The organism is Streptomyces sp. CCM_MD2014 (assembly GCF_000772045.1).
Lineage (GTDB): Bacteria > Actinomycetota > Actinomycetes > Streptomycetales > Streptomycetaceae > Streptomyces > Streptomyces salinarius.
In genome coordinates this window covers 968088-986932 of the sequence record NZ_CP009754.1, presented here as the reverse complement: position 1 = coordinate 986932, position 18845 = coordinate 968088, and the positions used below count along the sequence as shown (strand labels likewise).

General features: G+C 73.8%; 14 protein-coding genes, 1 tRNA gene and 1 pseudogene. 9 read left to right on the top strand and 7 right to left on the bottom strand.

Annotated elements, in window-relative coordinates; genetic code table 11:
• Nucleotide 1 precedes the first annotated feature (1 nt).
• Nucleotides 2–964, bottom strand: coding sequence for a 5-dehydro-2-deoxygluconokinase (gene iolC / locus NI25_RS04315; RefSeq protein WP_061441154.1), 963 nt, complete (start codon nucleotides 962–964; stop codon nucleotides 2–4).
• A 253-nt stretch (nucleotides 965–1217) separates the two neighbouring features.
• On the opposite strand from iolC, the gene NI25_RS04310 reads away from it, so the two are divergent.
• From NI25_RS04310 to NI25_RS04290, 5 genes are all read left to right on the top strand, one after another.
• Nucleotides 1218–2240, top strand: coding sequence for a sugar ABC transporter substrate-binding protein (locus NI25_RS04310; protein WP_061441153.1), 1023 nt, complete (start codon nucleotides 1218–1220; stop codon nucleotides 2238–2240).
• Nucleotides 2240–3316 carry an ABC transporter permease gene (locus tag NI25_RS04305; RefSeq protein ID WP_061441152.1) on the top strand — a complete coding sequence of 359 codons (1077 nt, stop codon included), beginning with the start codon at nucleotides 2240–2242 and terminating at the stop codon, nucleotides 3314–3316. Before NI25_RS04310 ends, NI25_RS04305 begins: the two co-directional genes overlap by 1 nt.
• A gap of 5 nt (nucleotides 3317–3321) precedes the next feature.
• Nucleotides 3322–4323: an ATP-binding cassette domain-containing protein gene (locus tag NI25_RS04300; RefSeq protein WP_061441151.1), complete on the top strand. Its 1002-nt coding sequence runs from the start codon at nucleotides 3322–3324 to the stop codon at nucleotides 4321–4323.
• Between the two features lie 2 nt (nucleotides 4324–4325).
• Nucleotides 4326–5228, top strand: a complete 903-nt coding sequence (locus tag NI25_RS04295) for a sugar phosphate isomerase/epimerase family protein (protein ID WP_061441150.1) — start codon at nucleotides 4326–4328, stop codon at nucleotides 5226–5228.
• Nucleotides 5229–5347: 119 nt separating this feature from the next.
• A complete protein-coding gene (locus NI25_RS04290; RefSeq protein WP_061441149.1) occupies nucleotides 5348–5761 on the top strand; it encodes a VOC family protein in 414 nt (137 codons plus the stop codon).
• A gap of 37 nt (nucleotides 5762–5798) precedes the next feature.
• Here the strand turns inward: NI25_RS04290 and NI25_RS04285 are convergent, their stop codons facing one another.
• Together NI25_RS04285 and NI25_RS04280 are read right to left on the bottom strand one after the other, a co-directional pair.
• Nucleotides 5799–6803 (bottom strand): Gfo/Idh/MocA family oxidoreductase, encoded by a 1005-nt coding sequence (locus NI25_RS04285; protein ID WP_061441148.1) that lies wholly within the window; start codon nucleotides 6801–6803, stop codon nucleotides 5799–5801.
• A 72-nt stretch (nucleotides 6804–6875) separates the two neighbouring features.
• A pseudogene (locus NI25_RS04280) lies at nucleotides 6876–8038 on the bottom strand (phytanoyl-CoA dioxygenase family protein).
• 130 nt (nucleotides 8039–8168) lie between these two features.
• On the opposite strand from NI25_RS04280, the gene NI25_RS04275 reads away from it, so the two are divergent.
• The gene (locus NI25_RS04275) at nucleotides 8169–9203 is read left to right on the top strand and encodes a LacI family DNA-binding transcriptional regulator (RefSeq protein WP_061441147.1); all 1035 of its coding nucleotides are present in this window, start codon (nucleotides 8169–8171) and stop codon (nucleotides 9201–9203) included.
• 63 nt (nucleotides 9204–9266) lie between these two features.
• Complete coding sequence (locus tag NI25_RS04270; protein WP_189747718.1) at nucleotides 9267–9908, top strand: TMEM175 family protein; 642 nt, start codon at nucleotides 9267–9269, stop codon at nucleotides 9906–9908.
• On the opposite strand, the gene NI25_RS04265 is transcribed toward NI25_RS04270, so the two are convergent.
• Nucleotides 9886–11049, bottom strand: coding sequence for a Gfo/Idh/MocA family protein (locus NI25_RS04265; RefSeq protein WP_061441146.1), 1164 nt, complete (start codon nucleotides 11047–11049; stop codon nucleotides 9886–9888). The genes NI25_RS04270 and NI25_RS04265 overlap by 23 nt on opposite strands.
• 420 nt (nucleotides 11050–11469) lie before the next feature.
• Nucleotides 11470–12447, bottom strand: coding sequence for a bile acid:sodium symporter family protein (locus NI25_RS04260; RefSeq protein ID WP_061441145.1), 978 nt, complete (start codon nucleotides 12445–12447; stop codon nucleotides 11470–11472).
• Nucleotides 12448–12556: 109 nt separating this feature from the next.
• On the opposite strand from NI25_RS04260, the gene NI25_RS04255 reads away from it, so the two are divergent.
• Nucleotides 12557–12630, top strand: a tRNA-Pro gene (locus NI25_RS04255).
• 229 nt (nucleotides 12631–12859) lie between these two features.
• Here NI25_RS04255 and NI25_RS04250 read toward each other — a convergent pair.
• Nucleotides 12860–13939 (bottom strand): hypothetical protein, encoded by a 1080-nt coding sequence (locus tag NI25_RS04250; RefSeq protein WP_061446744.1) that lies wholly within the window; start codon nucleotides 13937–13939, stop codon nucleotides 12860–12862.
• A gap of 72 nt (nucleotides 13940–14011) precedes the next feature.
• Here NI25_RS04250 and NI25_RS04245 point away from each other — a divergent pair, with 72 nt between their 5' ends.
• A complete protein-coding gene (locus tag NI25_RS04245; protein ID WP_078884503.1) occupies nucleotides 14012–15856 on the top strand; it encodes a LuxR C-terminal-related transcriptional regulator in 1845 nt (614 codons plus the stop codon).
• Between the two features lie 29 nt (nucleotides 15857–15885).
• Here the strand turns inward: NI25_RS04245 and NI25_RS04240 are convergent, their stop codons facing one another.
• A complete protein-coding gene (locus NI25_RS04240) occupies nucleotides 15886–18762 on the bottom strand; it encodes a CHAT domain-containing protein (RefSeq protein ID WP_233520833.1) in 2877 nt (958 codons plus the stop codon).
• Between the last annotated feature and the right edge of the window lie 83 nt (nucleotides 18763–18845).

The window sequence follows — 18845 nt, the reverse complement described above, 5'->3', positions numbered from 1 at the left end:
TTCAGGGAGTGGCTCGCGCGAGGAGGTCGTCGACCTCCGCCCCGGTGGGCATCGCGGAGGAACAGGCGAGGCGGGAGGCGACGAGGGCGCCCGCCGCGTTGGCGTACCGCATGGTCCGCTCCAGCTCCCAGCCGGAGAGCAGACCGTGGCACAGGGAGCCGCCGAACGCGTCGCCCGCACCGAGTCCGTTGACCACCTCGACGGGAACCGGCGGCACCTCGGCGGACCGGCCGTCGCGGTGCACGGCGAGGACGCCCTTCGGGCCCTGCTTGACGACGGCCAGTTCCACACCGGCCGCCAGCAACGCCTCGGCGCAGGCGCGGGGTTCGCGCACGCCGGTGGCGATCTCGCACTCGTCCAGGTTGCCGACGGCGACGGTCGCGTGCGCGAGCGCCTCGGCGTAGTACGGGCGGGCCTGGTCCGGGTCGGTCCAGAACATGGGGCGCCAGTCCAGGTCGAAGACCGTGGTGCCGGACTTCGCGCGGTGGGCGAGGGCGGCCAGCGTCGCCGTGCGGCTCGGCTCCTCGCTCAGTCCGGTGCCGGTCATCCAGAAGACCGAGGCCGCGCGGATCGCGTCCAGGTCCAGCTCCTCCGGGCGGATCTCCAGGTCCGGTGCCTTGGGGCGGCGGTAGAAGTACAGCGGGAAGTCGTCCGGCGGGAAGATCTCGCAGAACGTGACGGGGGTCGGGTACGCGGCGACCGCAGTGACCCAGCGGTCGTCGACGCCGAACTCCTTCAGCGCGCCGTGCAGATAGGTCCCGAAGGGGTCGTCGCCCGTGCGGGTGATCACGGCCGTGGCACGGCCGAGCCGGGCGGCGGCGACCGCCACGTTGGAGGCCGAACCGCCGAGAAACTTGCCGAAGGTCTCAACCTCCGCCAGGGGAACGCCCGTCTGCAGAGGATAGAGATCGACCCCGATGCGGCCCATCGTGATCAGATCGAAACGCGGGACTGACTCGGCCATGTGCGACGCTCCTTTGGCTGGGCGGGGGCCTGCCGCCTTCCCAGGTGTATGACTCCCGGACGACACTGTCAAGACTTTGTACTTACATTCGGACCTGTGAGTGAAATGATGTCTTGACAAAGTATTGACAGTGGGCGTCTCAAGGACTTGTATCCGGTCCCAGCGCAGCAACAGCCATTCTTCTCGGGTCTGGCACTCGGGTCAGGCACACGGCTCTCCCGTCGCACAGTCGCACAGTGAGGTGCAGGAAAAGATGGACCGCTCTTCGCACGCCCGCTCCCGCAGAATCGCCCCCGCCGTGGCTCTCGCCGCCGCCGCGGCCCTGACCCTCGCCGGTTGTTCCAGCAGCTCGGGCGGGAAGAAGGCCGACGAGGAGGGCGGTTCGGGCGCCTCCGCGGGCAAGGCGAACACCCCCCGCATGACCGTCGCCCTGGTCACCCACCAGGCACCCGGCGACACCTTCTGGGACATCGTCCGCAAGGGCGCCCAGGCCGCCGCCGACAAGGACAACGTCAAGCTCGTCTACTCCGCCGACCCGAACGCGGGCAACCAGGCCAACCTGGTGCAGAACGCGATCGACCAGAAGGTCGACGGCATCGCCGTCACCCTCGCCAAGCCCGACGCCCTGCGCAGCGTCCTCGCCAAGGCGGAGCAGGCCGGCATACCCGTGGTCGGGCTCAACTCCGGTCTGGCGGACTGGAAGAAGCTCGGCCTGATGGAGTTCTTCGGCCAGGACGAGAGCGTGGCCGGCGAGGCGCTCGGCAAGCGGCTCAACGAGGACGGGGCGAAGAAGGCCGTCTGCGTCATCCACGAGCAGGGCAACGTCGGTCTGACCCAGCGCTGCGACGGCGTGAAGAAGACCTTCGAGGGGTCCATCGAGAACCTCTACGTCAACGGCACCGACATGCCCTCGGTGAAGTCGACCATCACCGCCAAGCTCAAGCAGGACGGTGCCATCGACCACCTCGTCACGCTCGGCGCCCCCTTCGCCATGACCGCCGTGCAGTCGGTGGACGAGTCCGGCAGCAAGGCCAAGGTCGCCACCTTCGACCTCAACAAGGAACTGACCGGCGCCATCGAGAAGGGCGACATCGAGTTCGCCGTCGACCAGCAGCCCTACCTCCAGGGCTACCTCGCGGTCGACGGGCTGTGGCTCTACAAGAACAACGGCAACTACAGCGGCGGCGGCGAGCAGCCGGTGCTGACCGGTCCGGCCTTCGTCGACAAGTCCAACGTCAAGGCCGTCGCCGAGTTCGCCTCGAAGGGCACCCGGTGATGAGCATGGCCAGCCAGGCTGAGCCGGCGGTGACCACACCGCCGGCCCCCGGCCCCAAGGAGACCGACGGGCGGACCCGTGAGCGCCCCGTGGCGCTGCGGCTGCTCGCCCGGCCCGAGGTCGGGGTCTTCCTCGGCGCCGTCGCCGTCTTCGTCTTCTTCCTGATCGCCGCGCCCACGCTCCGCGACGGCGGCTCCATGGCCACGGTGCTGTACCAGTCGTCCACCATCGGCATCGTGGCACTGCCCGTCGCCCTGCTGATGATCGGCGGCGAGTTCGACCTGTCGGCCGGTGTCGCCGTGGTCACCTCGGCGCTCACCGCCGGCATGCTCAGCTACCAGCTCACCATGAACGTCTGGATGGGCGTGATCGTCGCACTGGTGGCCTCGCTGGCCGTCGGCGCCTTCAACGGCTGGGTGCTGGTGAAGACCGGCCTGCCGAGCTTCCTGGTGACGCTGGCCACCTTCCTGATCCTCCAGGGCGTCAACCTCGCCGTCACCAAGCTCGTCACCGGCAACGTCGCCACCGACGACATCAGCGACATGGACGGTTTCGACCAGGCCAAGGCCCTGTTCGCCTCGTCCTTCGACGTCGGCGGTGTCGAGGTGAAGATCACGGTCGTGTGGTGGCTGGTCTTCGCCGCCCTGGCCACCTGGGTGCTGCTGCGCACCAAGTACGGCAACTGGATCTTCGCCGTCGGCGGCAGCCAGGAGTCCGCCCGCGCGGTCGGCGTGCCGGTCACCTTCACCAAGATCACGCTGTTCATGCTGGTCGGCTTCGGGGCCTGGTTCGTCGGCATGCACCAGCTGTTCTCCTTCAACACGGTGCAGTCCGGCGAGGGCGTCGGCCAGGAGCTGATCTACATCGCGGCGGCGGTGATCGGCGGCTGTCTGCTCACCGGCGGCTACGGCTCGGCGATCGGCCCGGTCTTCGGCGCCTTCATGTTCGGCATGGTGAACCAGGGCATCGTCTTCGCGGGCTGGAACCCCGACTGGTTCAAGGCCTTCCTCGGCGCGATGCTCCTCGGCGCCGTCCTCATCAACCTGTACGTCCGCCGCGCCGCGACCCGGAGGTGACCGCAATGACCGGCAAGACCCCCGGGACCGCCCAGACCCCCGGCACCCACGGCGCCGTCCTCGCCGACCCCGCACCCGAGCAGGGCCGCCCCCTGGTCGAACTGCGCCGCGCCGGCAAGGCCTACGGCAACATCCGCGCCCTGCACGGCGTCGACCTCGCCGTCCATCCCGGCAGGGTGACCTGTGTGCTCGGTGACAACGGTGCCGGCAAGTCCACCCTGATCAAGATCATCTCCGGGCTGCACCAGCACACCGAGGGCGAGTTCCTCGTCGACGGCGAGGCGGTGCGCTTCGCCAGCCCGCGCGACGCCCTCGACCGGGGCATCGCCACGGTCTACCAGGACCTCGCGACCGTCCCGCTGATGCCGGTGTGGCGCAACTTCTTCCTCGGCTCCGAGATGACCAAGGGCCCCTGGCCCGTGCGCCGCCTCGACATCGACCGCATGAAGCGGACCGCCGACGAGGAACTGCGCAACATGGGCATCGTCCTGGACGACCTCGAACAGCCCATCGGCACGCTCTCCGGCGGCCAGCGCCAGTCCGTCGCCATCGCCCGCGCCGTCTACTTCGGCGCCCGCGTCCTCATCCTCGACGAGCCCACCGCCGCCCTCGGCGTCAAGCAGTCCGGCGTGGTCCTCAAGTACATCGCCGCCGCCCGCGAGCGCGGCCTCGGCGTCGTCTTCATCACCCACAACCCGCACCACGCCTACATGGTCGGCGACCACTTCAGCGTGCTGCGCCTGGGCACCCTCGAACTCAGCGCCGCCCGCGCCGGCATCACCCTGGAGGAACTCACCAACCACATGGCGGGCGGGGCGGAACTCGCCGCCCTCAAGCACGAACTGGCCCAGGTCGGCGGCGTCGACGTCGGGGCGCTGCCCGACGACGCGGGCGGTGCGGCGAGGGCCGCCACGCCCGATACTGCCGACAAGGCCCGCACGACCGACCAGACCGAGAGCGTCCCGTCCGACAGCACCGCATCCGGCACCGCCGAAGGGAAGGCCTGAGCATGCCCTCTGCCCTCGACCGCATCCGCGTCGGCTCGGCCCCCGACTCCTGGGGCGTCTGGTTCCCCGACGACCCCCGGCAGGTGCCCTGGGAACGGTTCCTGGACGAGGTCACCGAGGCCGGCTACGACTGGATCGAGCTGGGACCCTACGGCTACCTCCCCACCGACCCCGCCCGGCTCACCGACGAGGTGACCCGGCGCGGCCTCAAGGTCTCCGCGGGCACCATCTTCTGCGGGCTGCACCGCGGCCCCTCCGAATGGGACGCCACCTGGGAGCAGGTCGGCCGCGTCGCCGCCCTGACGCAGGCCATGGACGCCAAGCACCTCGTCGTCATCCCGTCGTTCTGGCGCGACGACAAGACCGCCGAGATCCTCGAGCCGCCGGAGCTCACCGGCGAGCAGTGGACCCACCTCACCCGGGGCATGGAACGCCTCGGCCGCGAGGTGCGGGACACCTACGGCCTGGACATCGTCGTCCACCCGCACGCCGACACCCACATCGACACCGAGGAGCACGTCGAGCGCTTCCTCGACGCCACCGACTCCGACCTCGTCAACCTGTGCCTGGACACCGGCCACTACGCCTACTGCGGCGGCGACAGCGTCAAGCTGATCGAGACCTACGGGGAGCGCATCGGCTACCTCCACCTCAAGCAGGTCGACCCGGAGATCCTCGCCGGCGTGCGGGAGGGCGGGGTGCCGTTCGGTCCGGCCGTGCAGCGCGGCGTGATGTGCGAGCCGCCGGGTGGCGTGCCGGAGCTGGGCCCGGTGCTCACGGCGGCCCAGGAACTCGGCGTGGACCTGTTCGCCATCGTCGAGCAGGACATGTACCCCTGCGAGCCGGACAAGCCGCTGCCCATCGCGGTGCGCACCCGCAAGTTCCTGCGGTCCTGCGGGGCCTGAAGCCGGCCCACCGGCGAGGAGGGTACCGCCTGTGCGCCGCTCGGCGGGCCGTTGCCAGTGCCGCGCGCTAGCGTGCGCAGCACTGACAACCGCACCTCGTGCCGTTCCGGGAGGCAGCCATGACCTCGCGTCTCAACCCGTACCTCAGTTTCGACGGCGACGCCCGACAGGCGATGGAGTTCTACGAGCAGGTCTTCGGCGGCAGCCTGGCGCTGAACACGTTCGGCGAGTCCGGCATGCCGGACCCCGCGTACGCGGACAAGGTCATGCACGCCATGCTGGAGACCCCCGGCGGCTTCACCCTGATGGCCTCCGACACCCCGCCCGGGATGGAGTACCGGCCGGGCAGCAACTTCTCGGTGAGCCTCAGCGGCGACGACGCGGCCGAGCTGCGCGGCTACTGGGAGAAGCTGTCCGCCGGCGGTTCCGTCGCCGTTCCCCTGGAGAAGCAGATGTGGGGCGACGTCTTCGGCATGTGCACGGACCGGTTCGGCGTCCCCTGGATGGTGAACATCAGCGAGCCGGCGAGCTGACCGAGCAGCCCGCCGGCCGGTAGGGGCCCGCGCCCCGTCAGCCCCGCCGCACCTCCGCGATCCTCACCGGACGGTGCTCGTGCAGCGACAGGGTGCACGCCTCGGCGATCCAGCCCGCCTCCAGCGCGTCCTCGACGGTGCAGGGCGAGGTGCGCGTGCCGGCGACGACCTCGGTGAACGCGGTCAGCTCGGCCCGGTAGGCGGCGGCGAAGCGGTCCATGAAGAAGTCGTGCGGCGCACCGGCCGGGAAGGTCGTGCCCGGCTCCACCGAGCGCAGCGGCAGCTTGTCCTCCAGACCGACGGCGATCGAGTCGTCGAAGCCGTGGATCTCCATGCGTACGTCGTAACCGCGGGCGTTGTGGCGGCTGTTGGAGACCACGGCGATGGTGCCGTCGTCCAGGGTGAGGATCGCGCCCGTGGTGTCCGCGTCGCCCGCCGCCCGGATGAAGTCGGCGCCCCGGTTGCCGCCGACGGCGTACACCTCGCTCACCTCACGCCCGGTCACCCAGCGGATGATGTCGAAGTCGTGCACCGAGCAGTCCCGGAAGATGCCCCCGGAGGCGGCGACGTACGCGGCGGGCGGCGGCGCCGGGTCCAGCGTGGTCGACCGCACGGTGTGCAGCGTGCCCAGCTCACCGCCGAGCACGGCCGCCCGCGCGGCGGCGAACCCGGCGTCGAAGCGGCGGTTGTAGCCGATCTGGACCGGCACGTCCCGGCCCGCGAGCGCCTTGAGCACCTCGACGCCCTCCGTCATGGTGCGGGCGACGGGCTTCTCGCAGAAGACCGGCACGCCGGCCTCCGCGGCGGCGAGGATCAGCCCCGGGTGGGCGTCGGTCGCCGCCGCGACCACCACACCGTCCACCCCCGCGGCCAGCACCGCCTCGGGGGAGTCCGCGACCTCGGCGCCGAACCGCTCGGCGGCGGCCCGCGCGGCGTCCGCGAACGGGTCGGCGACGACCAGCGAGCCGACGGCGTCGAGTCCGGCGAGGGTCTCGGCGTGGAAAGCGCCGATGCGGCCGAGGCCGAGGATTCCGATACGCATGTGCTCCGTTGCTCCTTGCGTGGGGCGGTGGCGGGTGTCCGCGCCGGGGCCCGTGCCCCCCCGCGGTCCCGCTCACCGGCTCTCTCGTCGTTCGCGGCCCGCCCGCAGCCGCGCGCGCAGCGTCTCGGGTGTCCACTCCTCGCGCAGCGCCCGCCGTACGACGTCCGCCTGGGAGGGCGGGGCCAGTCCGTCGACCGGCGGGTCCCGGTCGAGGTTCGTGGGGAAGGGGTATCCCTCCGCGCTCGCGGCGACCACCTGCTCCAGCCACCGCTCGCCCGCACCCTCGGCCTTCCGCCTCAGCAGCACCGGGTACACGGCGTTCACCACCGCCTCCCGGTCCACCGTCTCCATGGCGCGGCCGAACGCCGAGGAGATCTGCAGCAGGTTGGCCATCCGGCGGATGTCCGGCGACCGGTTGGCGCCCGCCGCGTGGAACAGGGCCGGGTTGAAGAAGACCGCGTCGCCCTTGGCGAGGGGCAGTTGCACGTGGTGCGCCTCGAAGTACGCCCGGAACTCCGGCAGCCGCCAGGCCAGGTAGCCCGGCTCGTACTTCTGCGAATGCGGCAGGTACAGCGTGGGCCCCGACTCCACGGGCATGTCGCAGTGCGCGACCGCGCCCTGGAGCGTGAGCACGGGGAGAGGCGGTGCACGTGCGCCGGGTAGGCCGCCGCGGCCCCGGCGGACAGGAAACCGAGGTGGTAGTCCCGGTGCACCGTCTGTGCCGCGCCGCCGGGGTTGACCACGTTGATCTGGGAGGTGACCTGGTGGCCGGGGCCGAGCCAGGCCCGGGCCACCAGGGACAGGGCGTCGTTGGCGTAGTAGTCGGCGAACGCCTCCGGGTCGTGCAGGGCCGCCTTCTCCAGGGCGTTCCACACCCGGTCGTTGGCCCCGGGCGCGGCGAAGTGGTCCCCGGCGGCGGCGCCCGAGGCGCGCTGCCGCGCGATGAGCGCGTCGAACACGGCGGTGGCCCGGTCGACCACCGCCGGGTCCGGAAAGGCGCCCTTGAGGACCACGATGCCGGGACCGTCGGCGAGGGCGTGGACGAGTTCGGCCGCCGTCCCCGCGTCGTCGCGCAGTCCTCCGGCGTCGTACAGGAGGACGTCGCGCTCCACGGCGGCGGCCCTCGGGTAGGCGGCCGGGTCGGTCGGCCGCTCGACGAGGGCGCGGAAGGCGCCGAGATCGCAGTCGCGTTCGGACAGACGGGCACGGTGGGCGGCGACGGGCGCTGCGGACATCGTCGTCCTTTCGCTGACAGGGGCGACCTGGTGCTGTCATTCTTGTCCTGACAAACGTGTCGAACAACCAGCAGGCGGCCATCAAAAACCCCTCAGAACGTGCCGCGCCGACGCAGCCGAGGAGCCGGTCATGGGGCACCCCTTCCCGATCCGGGAGATCGCACGTCAGGCGGGCCTGAGCGAGGCCACCGTCGACCGGGTGCTCAACGGCCGCGGCGGCGTGCGCGAGAGCACCGCGTACGAGGTGCGCCGGGCCATCGCCGACCTGGACCGCCAGCGCACCCAGGTCCGGCTGGTCGGCCGCACGTTCATGTGCGACATCGTGATGCAGGCGCCGGAGCGCTTCTCCACCGCCGTGCGGACCGCGCTGGAGGCCGAACTGCCCGCCCTGCACCCCGCCGTGGTGCGCTGCCGCTTCCACTTCCGCGAGACGGGCCCGGCCGGCGGGCTGACCGACACCCTGGACCGGATCGCCCGCCGCGGCTCCCAGGGGGTGATCCTCAAGGCCCCGGACGTCCCCGAGGTGGTGGCCGCCGTGAGCCGGCTGTCCGCCGCGGGCGTCCCGGTCGTCACCCTGGCCACCGATCTGCCCGCCAGCACCCGGGTGGCCTACGTCGGCATCGACGACCGGGCGGCGGGCGCGACCGCCGCCTACCTCATGGGCCAGTGGCTCGGCGACCGCCCCGGCAACGTCCTCACCAGCCTCAGCAGCGGCTTCTTCCGCAACGAGGAGGAGCGCGAGATGGGCTTCCGCGGCGTCATGCGGGCCCGCCACCCCGGGCGGGGGCTCGTCGAGATCGCCGAGGGGCAGGGCCTGGACGCCACCCAGTACGACCTGGTCCGGGCCGCGCTGGAACGCGATCCCGGCATCCGGGCGGTCTACTCGATGGGCGGCGGCAACATCGCCACCCTGCGCGCCTTCGCGGATCTCGGCCGCCCCTGCGACGTGTTCGTCGCCCACGACCTCGACCAGGACAACACCCGGCTGCTGCGCGAGCGGCGCCTGTCCGTCGTCCTCCACCACGACCTGCGCCAGGACCTGCGCGAGGCCTGCCGCCACGTGATGCGGGCCCACGGAGCCCTGCCGCCCGCCGGCCCGGCCGAGCCGTCGGCGATCCAGGTCGTCACCCCGCACAACATGCCGCCCGACACCGCGACCGTGTGACGCGCCCCGCCGCCCCGGGCGTGTGACGCGGCCGGGCGCGCCCTGGCTCCTACCGTCGGTGCCATGTGGAAATCGACTCCGGCCGGAGGCCCCGAGCGGGTGGTGGCGCTGGCCGACGGCGTCTTCGCGATCGCCATCACCCTGCTCGTCCTCGACTTCTCGGTGCCCCGCGACCTGGACTCCGCGGCCTACCGGGCCGAACTGCGCGATCTGGCACCCAACTTGGGGGCGTACGTACTGAGTCTCCTCGTGCTCGGGCTCTTCTGGCGCGACCACCGCCGGATCTTCGGCTTCGTCGAGCGGGTCGACGGCCAGGTGATCACCCTGTCGCTGATCGGCCTGGGCGTCGCGGCACTCGTTCCCTTCCCCACCAAACTCATCTCCGAGTACGGGCAGGAGCCGGTCTCCGTCGCCGTCTACGCGGCGGCGGTCGCCGCCCTGGGCGCCTCCCACCTCGCCCTGCTCGCCGTGCTGGCCAACCGGCCCTGGCTGCGCGGCGACACCGCGCCGGAGGAAGGATTCCTGCTCTACGGCGCGGACGTCGCGGCGTCGGTGGCGGTCTTCGCGCTGAGCGTCCCGCTCGCCCTGGCGGTCGGTCCGGCGGCCATGTGGAGCTGGCTCGTGCTGGTCCCGGTCAAAGCGCTGCTGGGCCGGTGGGCGATGCGGGCCCGCCGCCGCGCCGTCACCCGGCCGGCTCGGGACTGACCCAGGTGCCGCGCTCCGCCGAGCGCGCCATCGCGTCCAGGACGGCCGCACTGCGCACGGCGTCCGTGAGGGTGGCTCCGTACGGGGTGCCCTCCGCGATCGAGCGCAGGAAACGGTGGGCCTCCACCACCTTCAGGTCGTCGTACCCCATGGCGTTGGCCGCGCCCGGCTGGAAGGCCGCGAACTCGCCGTGCCCGGGACCGACGTAGACCGTGCTGACCGGCTGGTCCTGGTACGCCGTGCCGCGGCTGACGCCCAGTTCGTTCATGCGCCGGAAGTCCCAGTACACCGCGCCCGTGGTGCCGTGCACCTCGAAGCCGTAGTTGTTCTGCTCGCCGACCGAGACCCGGCAGGCCTCCAGGACCCCGCGGGCGCCGGAGGCGAAGCGCAGCAGGCAGCTGACGTAGTCCTCGTTCTCGACCGGTCCCGGCTCGCCGCCCGCCGCCCGGGAGTGACCGGCCGTGGCCGCGGCCGGGCGGGCCCGCTCGGGTACGAAGACGGCCGTGTCCGCGGTCAGGGACGCGATCTCGCCGAGCAGGAACCGGGCCAGGTCGGCACCGTGCGAGGCCAGATCCCCCAGTACCCCGGTACCGCCGCGCTCCCGCTCGAACCGCCAGGTCAGAGCACCCTCGGGGTGGGCGGCGTAGTCGCTGAAGAGCCGGATGCGGACGTGGGTGACGGCGCCGATCTCCCCGGCGGCGATCAGGTCGCGGGCCGCTTCGACGGCGGGCGCGTTGCGGTAGTTGAAACCGACCGTGCCCTGCACCCCCGCCTTGGCCACCGCGTCCGCCACCGCGCGGGCGTCCTGGGCGGTCAGCCCCACCGGCTTCTCGATCCAGATGTGCTTGCCCGCCTCGGCCATCGCCACGGCGATCTCGCGGTGCAGGAAGTTCGGCGCCGTGATGCTGACCGCGCGGACGCGCGGGTCCGCGGCCACCTCGCGCCAGTCGCGGGTGGTCGAGGCGAACCCGAACTGTGCGGCGGCCTCCTCGGCCCGCCCCGGCACCTCCTCGGCGACCGTCACCAGCTCGGGGCGCAGCGCGAGGTGCGGGTAGTGGTGCCGGACGCGGGCGTACGCCTGGGTGTGCACCCGTCCCATCCAGCCGAAACCGACGACCGCGACACCGAGCGCGTCCACCATGCGAGCACCTCATCCGTCCGTGATCCGTCCAGCGTGATCCGTCCCGGCCACCCTGGGCGGACGCCCGCATCATGTCAACCGTTTGACAGGACAAACATCACGGGCCGTCCTGACGGCCGCCCGGGCCGAGCGACGTCATCGGCGCGGCGGCCCTGCGCACGGCCACAGCCGCGCCCCGAAGGGGCACGGGTCTGTGACCTCATGCGGCCCCGCCGCGCGAGCCCGACCGGCCAGAACGCACCCGCGGCCGGACAGTGGCCCCCGGCGAAACGGCGCTTCCCCGCTCAGCCGGCCGCAGGCACCGCGGCTCTGCTCAGCCGGCCGCAGGCACCGCGGCTCTGCTCAGCCGGCCGCAGGCACCGCGGCTCCGCTCAGCCGACCGCAGGCACCGCGGCTCCGCTCAGCCGGCCGCAGGCCGGCTCACCGCCCCCGCCGCGACAACCACGCGGCGACCACCGCACCGGAGACGTTGTGCCAGACGGAGAAAACCGCGGCCGGCAGGGCGGCGAGTGGACTGAAGTGGGCGGTGGCCAGCGACGCGGCGAGGCCGGAGTTCTGCATGCCGACCTCGAAGGCCATGGCACGGCTGCCGGGCTCGCCCAGCCGGCCCAGGCGCCCCGCGCCGTAACCGAGGGCGAGCCCGAGGCCGTTGTGCAGCACGACCGCGACGAAGACCAGCCCCGCGGCCGACTTGATGGCGTCCGCGCTGCCCGCCACCACCACCGCCACGATCACGGCGACGGTCAGCGCGGACAGCCAGGGCAGCGCCGGCAGCGCCCGCTGCACGTACCGTCCCGCGAGGAGCCGTACGACGACGCCCGCGAGCACCGGCAGCAGCACCGTCTTGAGGATGTCCGTGACCATGGACCCCGCGTCCACCGGGAGGTACTCGCCGGCCAGCAGCAGCGTCAGCGGCGGGGTGACCAGCGGGGCGACCAGCGTGGAGACGGTGGCCACCGAGACCGACAGGGCGACGTCGCCGCGGGCCAGGTAGGTCACCACGTTGGACGCCGTACCGCTGGGCGCGCAGCCGACCAGGATCACGCCGGCGGCGAGCTGCGGGGGCAGGTCGAGCAGGTGGGCGACGGCCCAGCCGAGCCCCGGCATGATGACGTAGTGCGCGACCAGCCCCAGCGCCACCGCCCAGGGGCGCCGCGCGACCCCGCGGAAGTCCTCCGGGGTCATGGTGATGCCCATGCAGAACATCACGACACCCAGCAGGTACGGCACCGCCTCGCCCCACCCGGTGAAACTCCCGGGCAGCAGCAGGCCGAGGGCGCCGGCCAGGAGGACGAGGACCGGGAAGACGGTGACGGCACGCCGCGCGGAGCGGTCGCCGGTCACGTCGTCGCCGCGGGGTTCGTTTCGTTCTGCTCTCTGAGTTCTTTCGGTACGCACCGTGCGAGGTAACGCCTGGTGGGCGAGGCGGCGCAAAGCCGTCTCGTCATGTGATCACCGGATGGGGTAGGCTTGACCAGCGCGATCACGGAGAACGCGGATCGCGCACCGGGACGTGGCGCAGCTTGGTAGCGCACTTGACTGGGGGTCAAGGGGTCGCAGGTTCAAATCCTGTCGTCCCGACGGTGTACGAAGGGTCTGCGCGGGCGGAAGCTCGCGCAGACCCTTTTCGTCTGGGGCACCGGTTCCGTCCGGCGCGTCCGCCTCGAACGCATGGCCGTGCCCGCCGCCCCCCAGCGGCGGACACGGCGTGGGCCGCGGAACGTCCGCCCTCCCCCGAAGGAGACGTTCCGCGGCCGGCCCCCGGCGCCGGTTCGTGGCCACGGCGCCCGGGCGTCTGCGAGCCGTGCGGTCACCAGTACATGACCGCCGTCTCGCCCGCACCCCACGAGGAGTACAGGCGCACCCGGACGACATAGCGGCGGCCCTTGACGAGACGGGCCCTGATCGTGGCGTTGCGGGGGCTGCCCCCGTCGTCCTGTCCGGCGAAGTAGCGGGGCACGCCGTCCCGCTCCTCGAAGACCACGACGACGGCGTCGCTGTCGCCGAAGGTGCCCACGGTGTACTCGCGGGTCTCCGGCGGATCCACCCGGAAGTCGGCCTGCTCACCGGGACCGAGACCCAGCGGCACCGAGCGGAAGGGCACCAGCGGACCGGGCCGGCCGGTGGGCGGGTACCAGCGCAGGGCGAACTCCTTGTCGGCGGCGGAGAGGACACCGGGCGGGTACAGGCCGGAACGGTAGTGCTCGGGCTCCAGTATCAGACCCGACGGGAACGGGTACTCCATGATCGACTGCGGGTCCCAGACCGGGCCGTTGGCCTCGTCGCCGTCGAGCTTGCGCAGGATGTTGTGGAAGGTCCGCTCCCGGCTCCAGTGGTTGGGCGGGCCCGCCAGTTCGGCGTAGACGGCCTCGTCGTCCCAGAGGATGCCGGCGAACGGGCTCTGGTGCTCGTGCAGCATCCCGAGCGCGTGCCCGATCTGGTGCAGGGCCGTCGCACGCTCGCCCGGCGCGGTCAGGTCCCAGCCGAAATTCATCGTACGGTCGTTGAGACCGACCCGGAGCGCGTCCTTGCCCACCGCCGACCAGGACCCGTCGCCCGGCTCGAAGCCGATGCGCAGCTCCGCCTCGGACCGGTCGCGGACCTCGGTGAGGTCGAGCCCGATGCCGAGGTCCCGCCACTCCCGGAAGCAGTCGCGCACCACGTCCCGCTGCTCCTCGGTCCCGGCCCACGAACCCCGCCGGGGCCGGCCGGCGCCCGGCATCGGGACCACCGAGGCGTCGACGTCGCCCCCGAGGAAGCAGTAGTGCAGCACGGTTCCGTTGACCCACATGCGCTGCCCGCCGACGAGCGCGGCGACGCGCTCGGCGGCCAGCCCCGGCGCGAGCACGGGGGCAGGCTGCCGCGGCAGCGAGCAGTAGCGTGCGGTCATGGCCGTCATGGTGCCGTCCGGCCCGCCGCCGGCGCCTGAGTCGAGGGGTACTCAAGTCACCCTGTATCAGGGATGAGTAGGCCGACTCATGTTCCCGTGACGACTGTGACGACTTCTCTGCGGGACACGACCCCACCCGGCGCCCCCTGGCCGTTCACCGGGCGGGCGGACGAACTGGAGCTGGTGCGCAGGTCCGTGGCGGCCGGACGGGGCGGCCTCGTGGTGACGGGACCGGCCGGGTCGGGCAAGACCAGGCTCGTGACGGAGGCCGTGCGCGGCACGGACTGCGCCCGGGCCGCCGGGACGCCCGAGACCCGGGGCATCCCCTTCGCCGCCTTCGCCCACCTGCTGCCGGAGACCGTCACCCTGCACCGCGCGGTCCACCTGCTGTCCGGCGTACGGCTGCTGCTGCTCGACGACGCACACCTGCTCGACGACTCCTCCGCCGCCCTCCTGCACCAACTCGCCGTACACGGCCGCACCCGCCTCCTGGTGGTCGCCACCGACGGGGACCCCGCACCGGACGCGGTGGCCCGGCTGTGGTCCGGGGAACTGCTGCCGCGCCTCGCCCTGGAACCGCTGCCCCGCGAGGAGACCGCGGAACTCCTCACGGCCGGCGCCGACACCGGCCTGGAACCGCTCACCGTCGACCGCCTGCACCGTCTGAGCCGTGGGGACCTGCGACTGCTGCGCGAACTCCTGACCGCCGTGCGCGAGGAGGGACTGCTCGTGCCGGTACCGGGCACGGACCGCCGCGCGTGGCGGGGGCCCGTGCCGATCACCCGGGCGGTCCGAGAGCGCACCGCCCGGGTCCTCGACCGCGTCCGCGACCGCGCGGAGGAGCGGGAGGCCCTCGACCGCCTCGCCTTCGCCGAACCGCTGCCCCTGGACCCGAGCCGGGACGACCTCGACCTGCGGGTTCTGGAGAACCTGGAGGCCGAGGGCCTGGTCACCGTCGACGACCACGGCGCCGCCCGTCTCGCCCACCCGCTGCACGGCCCGGTCCTGCGCGCCGCCGCGGGCCGGCTGCGGGCCCGGCGCCTGGCCCGCACCCCGGAGCGGACCGGTCCCGCTCTGGAGGCGGAGCGGGCCGTCCTCGCCCTGCGCATCGACCAGGCGGACGTACGGCCCGTCGAGACGCCCGTCGGGGACTGGCTGGCAGCCGAGGGGGCGCCGGTGCCGGCCCCGTACGCGGCGCTGCGGGCCCGGTACGCACGGCTGCGCGGCCGGCTGCGCGACGCGGCGGCCTGGGCGCGCGAGGGGCTGCGGGCCGGGGACGACGACGCCTGCCTCGGCGAACTCGCCCTGGCTCTCGCACAGTCGGGTGACGGCACCGGAGCCGGCAGTGGTACGGCGGGTGCCTGCGCGGCCTGGGCCGCCGCCGCACGGGGCGACCTCGGCGAGGCGGTCCGGGCGGCCGCCGCGGACCACCCGTACGACGCCGTCCGGTTCGGTGCGCCCGAGCGGGCGACCGGCCGCCTGACCGGTGTCTTCGCCGCCCACGCCGACGCCCTCGCGCGCCGGGACGGGCCGGCGCTCGACAAGGTCGCCGGGGAACTGGAACGGCGCGGCTTCCTGCTCTTCGCGGCCGAGGCGAGCGCCCAGGCGGTACACGCCCACCGCGACCCCAGGGCCGCCCGCACCGCCCGTACCCGTGCCGCCGCCCTCGCGCGGCGCTGCCAGGGCGCCCGCACCCCGGCGCTTTCCGGCCTGGTGCTCGGCGAACTCACCGCCCGTCAGCGGCAGATCGTCACCCTCGCCGCCGCGGGCCTGAGCAACCGCCAGATCGCGGAGCGGCTCACCCTCTCCGTCCGTACCGTCGGCAATCACCTCTACGGCGCCTACACGCGCCTCGGCGCGGGCGACCGCGGCGCCCTGCCCTGGCTGACGGAACTGCCCGAACCGCTGACCGCCTGAGGGCACGAGCGGACGCCCGGGTATCGGTCTCAGGCCGCCCCGAACGCCGTGAAGGCCCACCCCGTCGCCTGGTGCACCGCGTCGCCCGGCAGCGAGGCGCGCGCGTCACGCAACGCCTCCGCCAAGGACAGGCCCGCGTCCAGGCCCTTGTGCAGGGCGAGCATCAGCGGCACCACGGCGGCGTCGCTGACCGGCGCGGTGCACGCCACCACCCCGGCCGTGCCCAGCGGCAGCAGCGCGGTGACGAGGCCGAGCAGTTCGTCGGCGCCGACCGACGCGAAGCGCGCGGTGTCGCAGCAGGGCAGGATGATCCGGTACGGGCTGCGGTCGAGGCGCTCGAAGTCGTGCACGATGAGCGGCCCGTCCGCCATCCGCAGCGAAGAGAACAAGGGGCTGTCCGCCCGGAAGGTCCCGTGCGCCGCGATGTGCGCCAGCGCGGCCCCGTCCAGCTCCCGCAACACCGTCGGCACCCGCGCCTCGTCCCCCTCCAGCACGGTGGGCCCGCCGCGCCGGTCCGGGCCGCCGGGGGACCGCGCCGCACCTTCCCGCGGAGGACGGCCCCCCGCCCCCTCCGCTTCGGTGCCGGACGGCCGAGCGTCCAGGGAGCTGCCGCCCGGGCCGTACCCGTGCCCGGGCGGCCGGTCGTCCGGGACGCCGGGGGACCGCGCCGCACCTTCCCGCGGAGGACGGCCCCCTGCCCCCTCCGCTTCGGTGCCGGACGACCGAGCCTCCAGTGAGCTGCCGCCCGGGCCGTACCCGTGCCCGGGCGGCCGGTGCCGCGCCGTACCGCCCTCCGGTGCCCGCGCCGCCCCGTACCGTTCCGCGAGTTCCGGGATCTCGGCGCCGCCGCTCGCCAGGCCGGGGCCGCGGACCAGGACCTGGCGGCCGCCGGGCGGGGGAGCGGTGTCCCGCGCGCGCAGCCAGCTGCCGGCCGACGGCGACACGCTCAGGACGCGTTCGCGCAGGGAGGGCAGCAGGGCCCACGGCACGCGGTGCAGACGGCCCGGCGGGACCACGACGACCGGACCCGAGCCGAGATGCGCCGCGGCCGGCCCCAACAGCAGGTGCTGAAGCCGGGCGCCGGCCGCCTCCACCAGCGGCAGCCGCGCCTCGGCGCCGGGATGGGCCAGCCGCCGCAGACCCGCCTGGACGTGCTCCGCCTCCGCCTCCGCCTCGGCGAGCAGCCCGGCCTCGAACCGCCGCACCCGCCCCTGCCCGCACAGCAGCACGTGCACGCGCCCGTCGAGCACCGCCAGCTCCACCAGCCGCACCTCGTCGCCCAGGCGTCGCAACAGCCGCCCCACGTCGAACCGGTCGCCGTCGCCGGGCGCCTCGCCCCGCATGTGCAGGGTGCGGGAGCGGATCTCCCGCTCCAGGCGCCGCTGTTCGCGCTCCAGCGCGGGCGCCGGCCGGCCGCCGTCCGAGCGGGTCTCCTCCGCGCGGGCGGCGAGCTCCCGGAACGCCGTCATGGCGGTCAGCAGCACCGGATCGGCCGGCGGCCGGGTCGGCGGCGCCGACAGCACCGTCGCCCGCCAGCGCTCGCTCCAGACCAGCAGCCGCCGCGGCCCGCCCGAGACCAGCGACGCCCGCTGCGCCAGCGCCGCCAGTTCCGCGCCCTGCGCCGTGGCCCGGGCCCGCAGCTCCGAGGCGCCCAGCGTCATCCGGTGGTCGTCGAGGACGTCAAGACCGCGCCGGCAGGCCTCCAGCACGCCCCGCGCCGACCCCGCCGCCCGCGCCCGCAGCGCCTGTGCCGCCCAGCCCGTCATCCGCGCCAGCGGCGGCCCGCTGTGCCGGCTGCGCGCGGCCACCGCCAGATGCCGTTCCGCGTCGGCCGTCCAGCCGAGGTCCAGCGCGATCCGGCCCGCGAGGAGCGAGGCCTCGGGCGCGGCCGGCGCACCGAACGCCGCCAGCCGCTCCGCCACCGTCGCCGCGTCCGCGACCAGCCGGCCCGACCCCCGCCCCGTGGCGGCCCGCGCCTCGATCAGCACCAGCCGGGCGTGCGTCTCGTACCAGGTCCGCCGCTGCCCGGCGAACAGCCGCACCGCGACCGCCGCGCGCGCGAGCGACGTCTGCGGCTCGCCCGCCAGCCGGGCCGCCCGCGCGGCCACCAGCAGGAGTTCGGCCCTGCGGGTGGACTGCCCGCCGATCCCCTCCAGCACCGCGATCGCCCCGTCCGCCTCCGCCAGCGCCTCCGTGGCGAGCCCCGCCGCCATCAGCACCTCGCAGCGCCGGATGGTCAGCATGAACGTCGGCGTGCCCAGCTTCGCGTACCGCTCCGCGGCCTCGTCGAGGAGCCGCAGCGCCGCCGGCACGTCGCCCGACCGGAACGCCGCGAGGCCCCGGCTCTCCACCGCGTCGGCCTTGTCGTGCTCCTGGCCCGTGGTGTCCCACAGCGCCTCCGCCGCGGTGAAGTCGGCGTCCGCCCGCTCCACCGAGCCCTGCGCCAGGTGCACGGTCGCCCGCAGCGTCAGCGCCCGCGCCGTCCAGATCACGTCGTCGGCCTGCCGCAGCACCGGGATCGCCCGCCGCACGTCCTCAAGCGCCTCGCCGTGCCGGCCCAGCACCCACCACACGTACGCCCGCCGGTACAGCACTCGCGCGCGCGTGTGACCGCTCCCGCGCGCGACCCCCTGCTCGAACGCGGCCAGCCCCGCCCGCGTACGCCCGGCGTGCACCAGTGCGACCCCGAGCGTGGCCAGGACGTCCGCCTCCCGCTCGGCCGAGTCCGCGCGGGCGGCCAGGTCGCGGGCGCGCCGCAGATGGGCCAGGGCCCGCCGGGTGTCGCCGAAGTCCCGCTGCCAGATGCCGATCACCTGATGGGCGACCGAGGCGTGCAGCGGCGAGGGGTCGCCGCCCAGCAACTCCTCCGCCCGCGCCAGCGCTTCGCCCGGGGCGGCGAACACCATCGGCAGCAGTTCGAGAACCGAGTCGTTTCGCGCTGTCACCCCACGGATGGTAGTGCTCCGGAACCACGCCACACAGGTTCGAG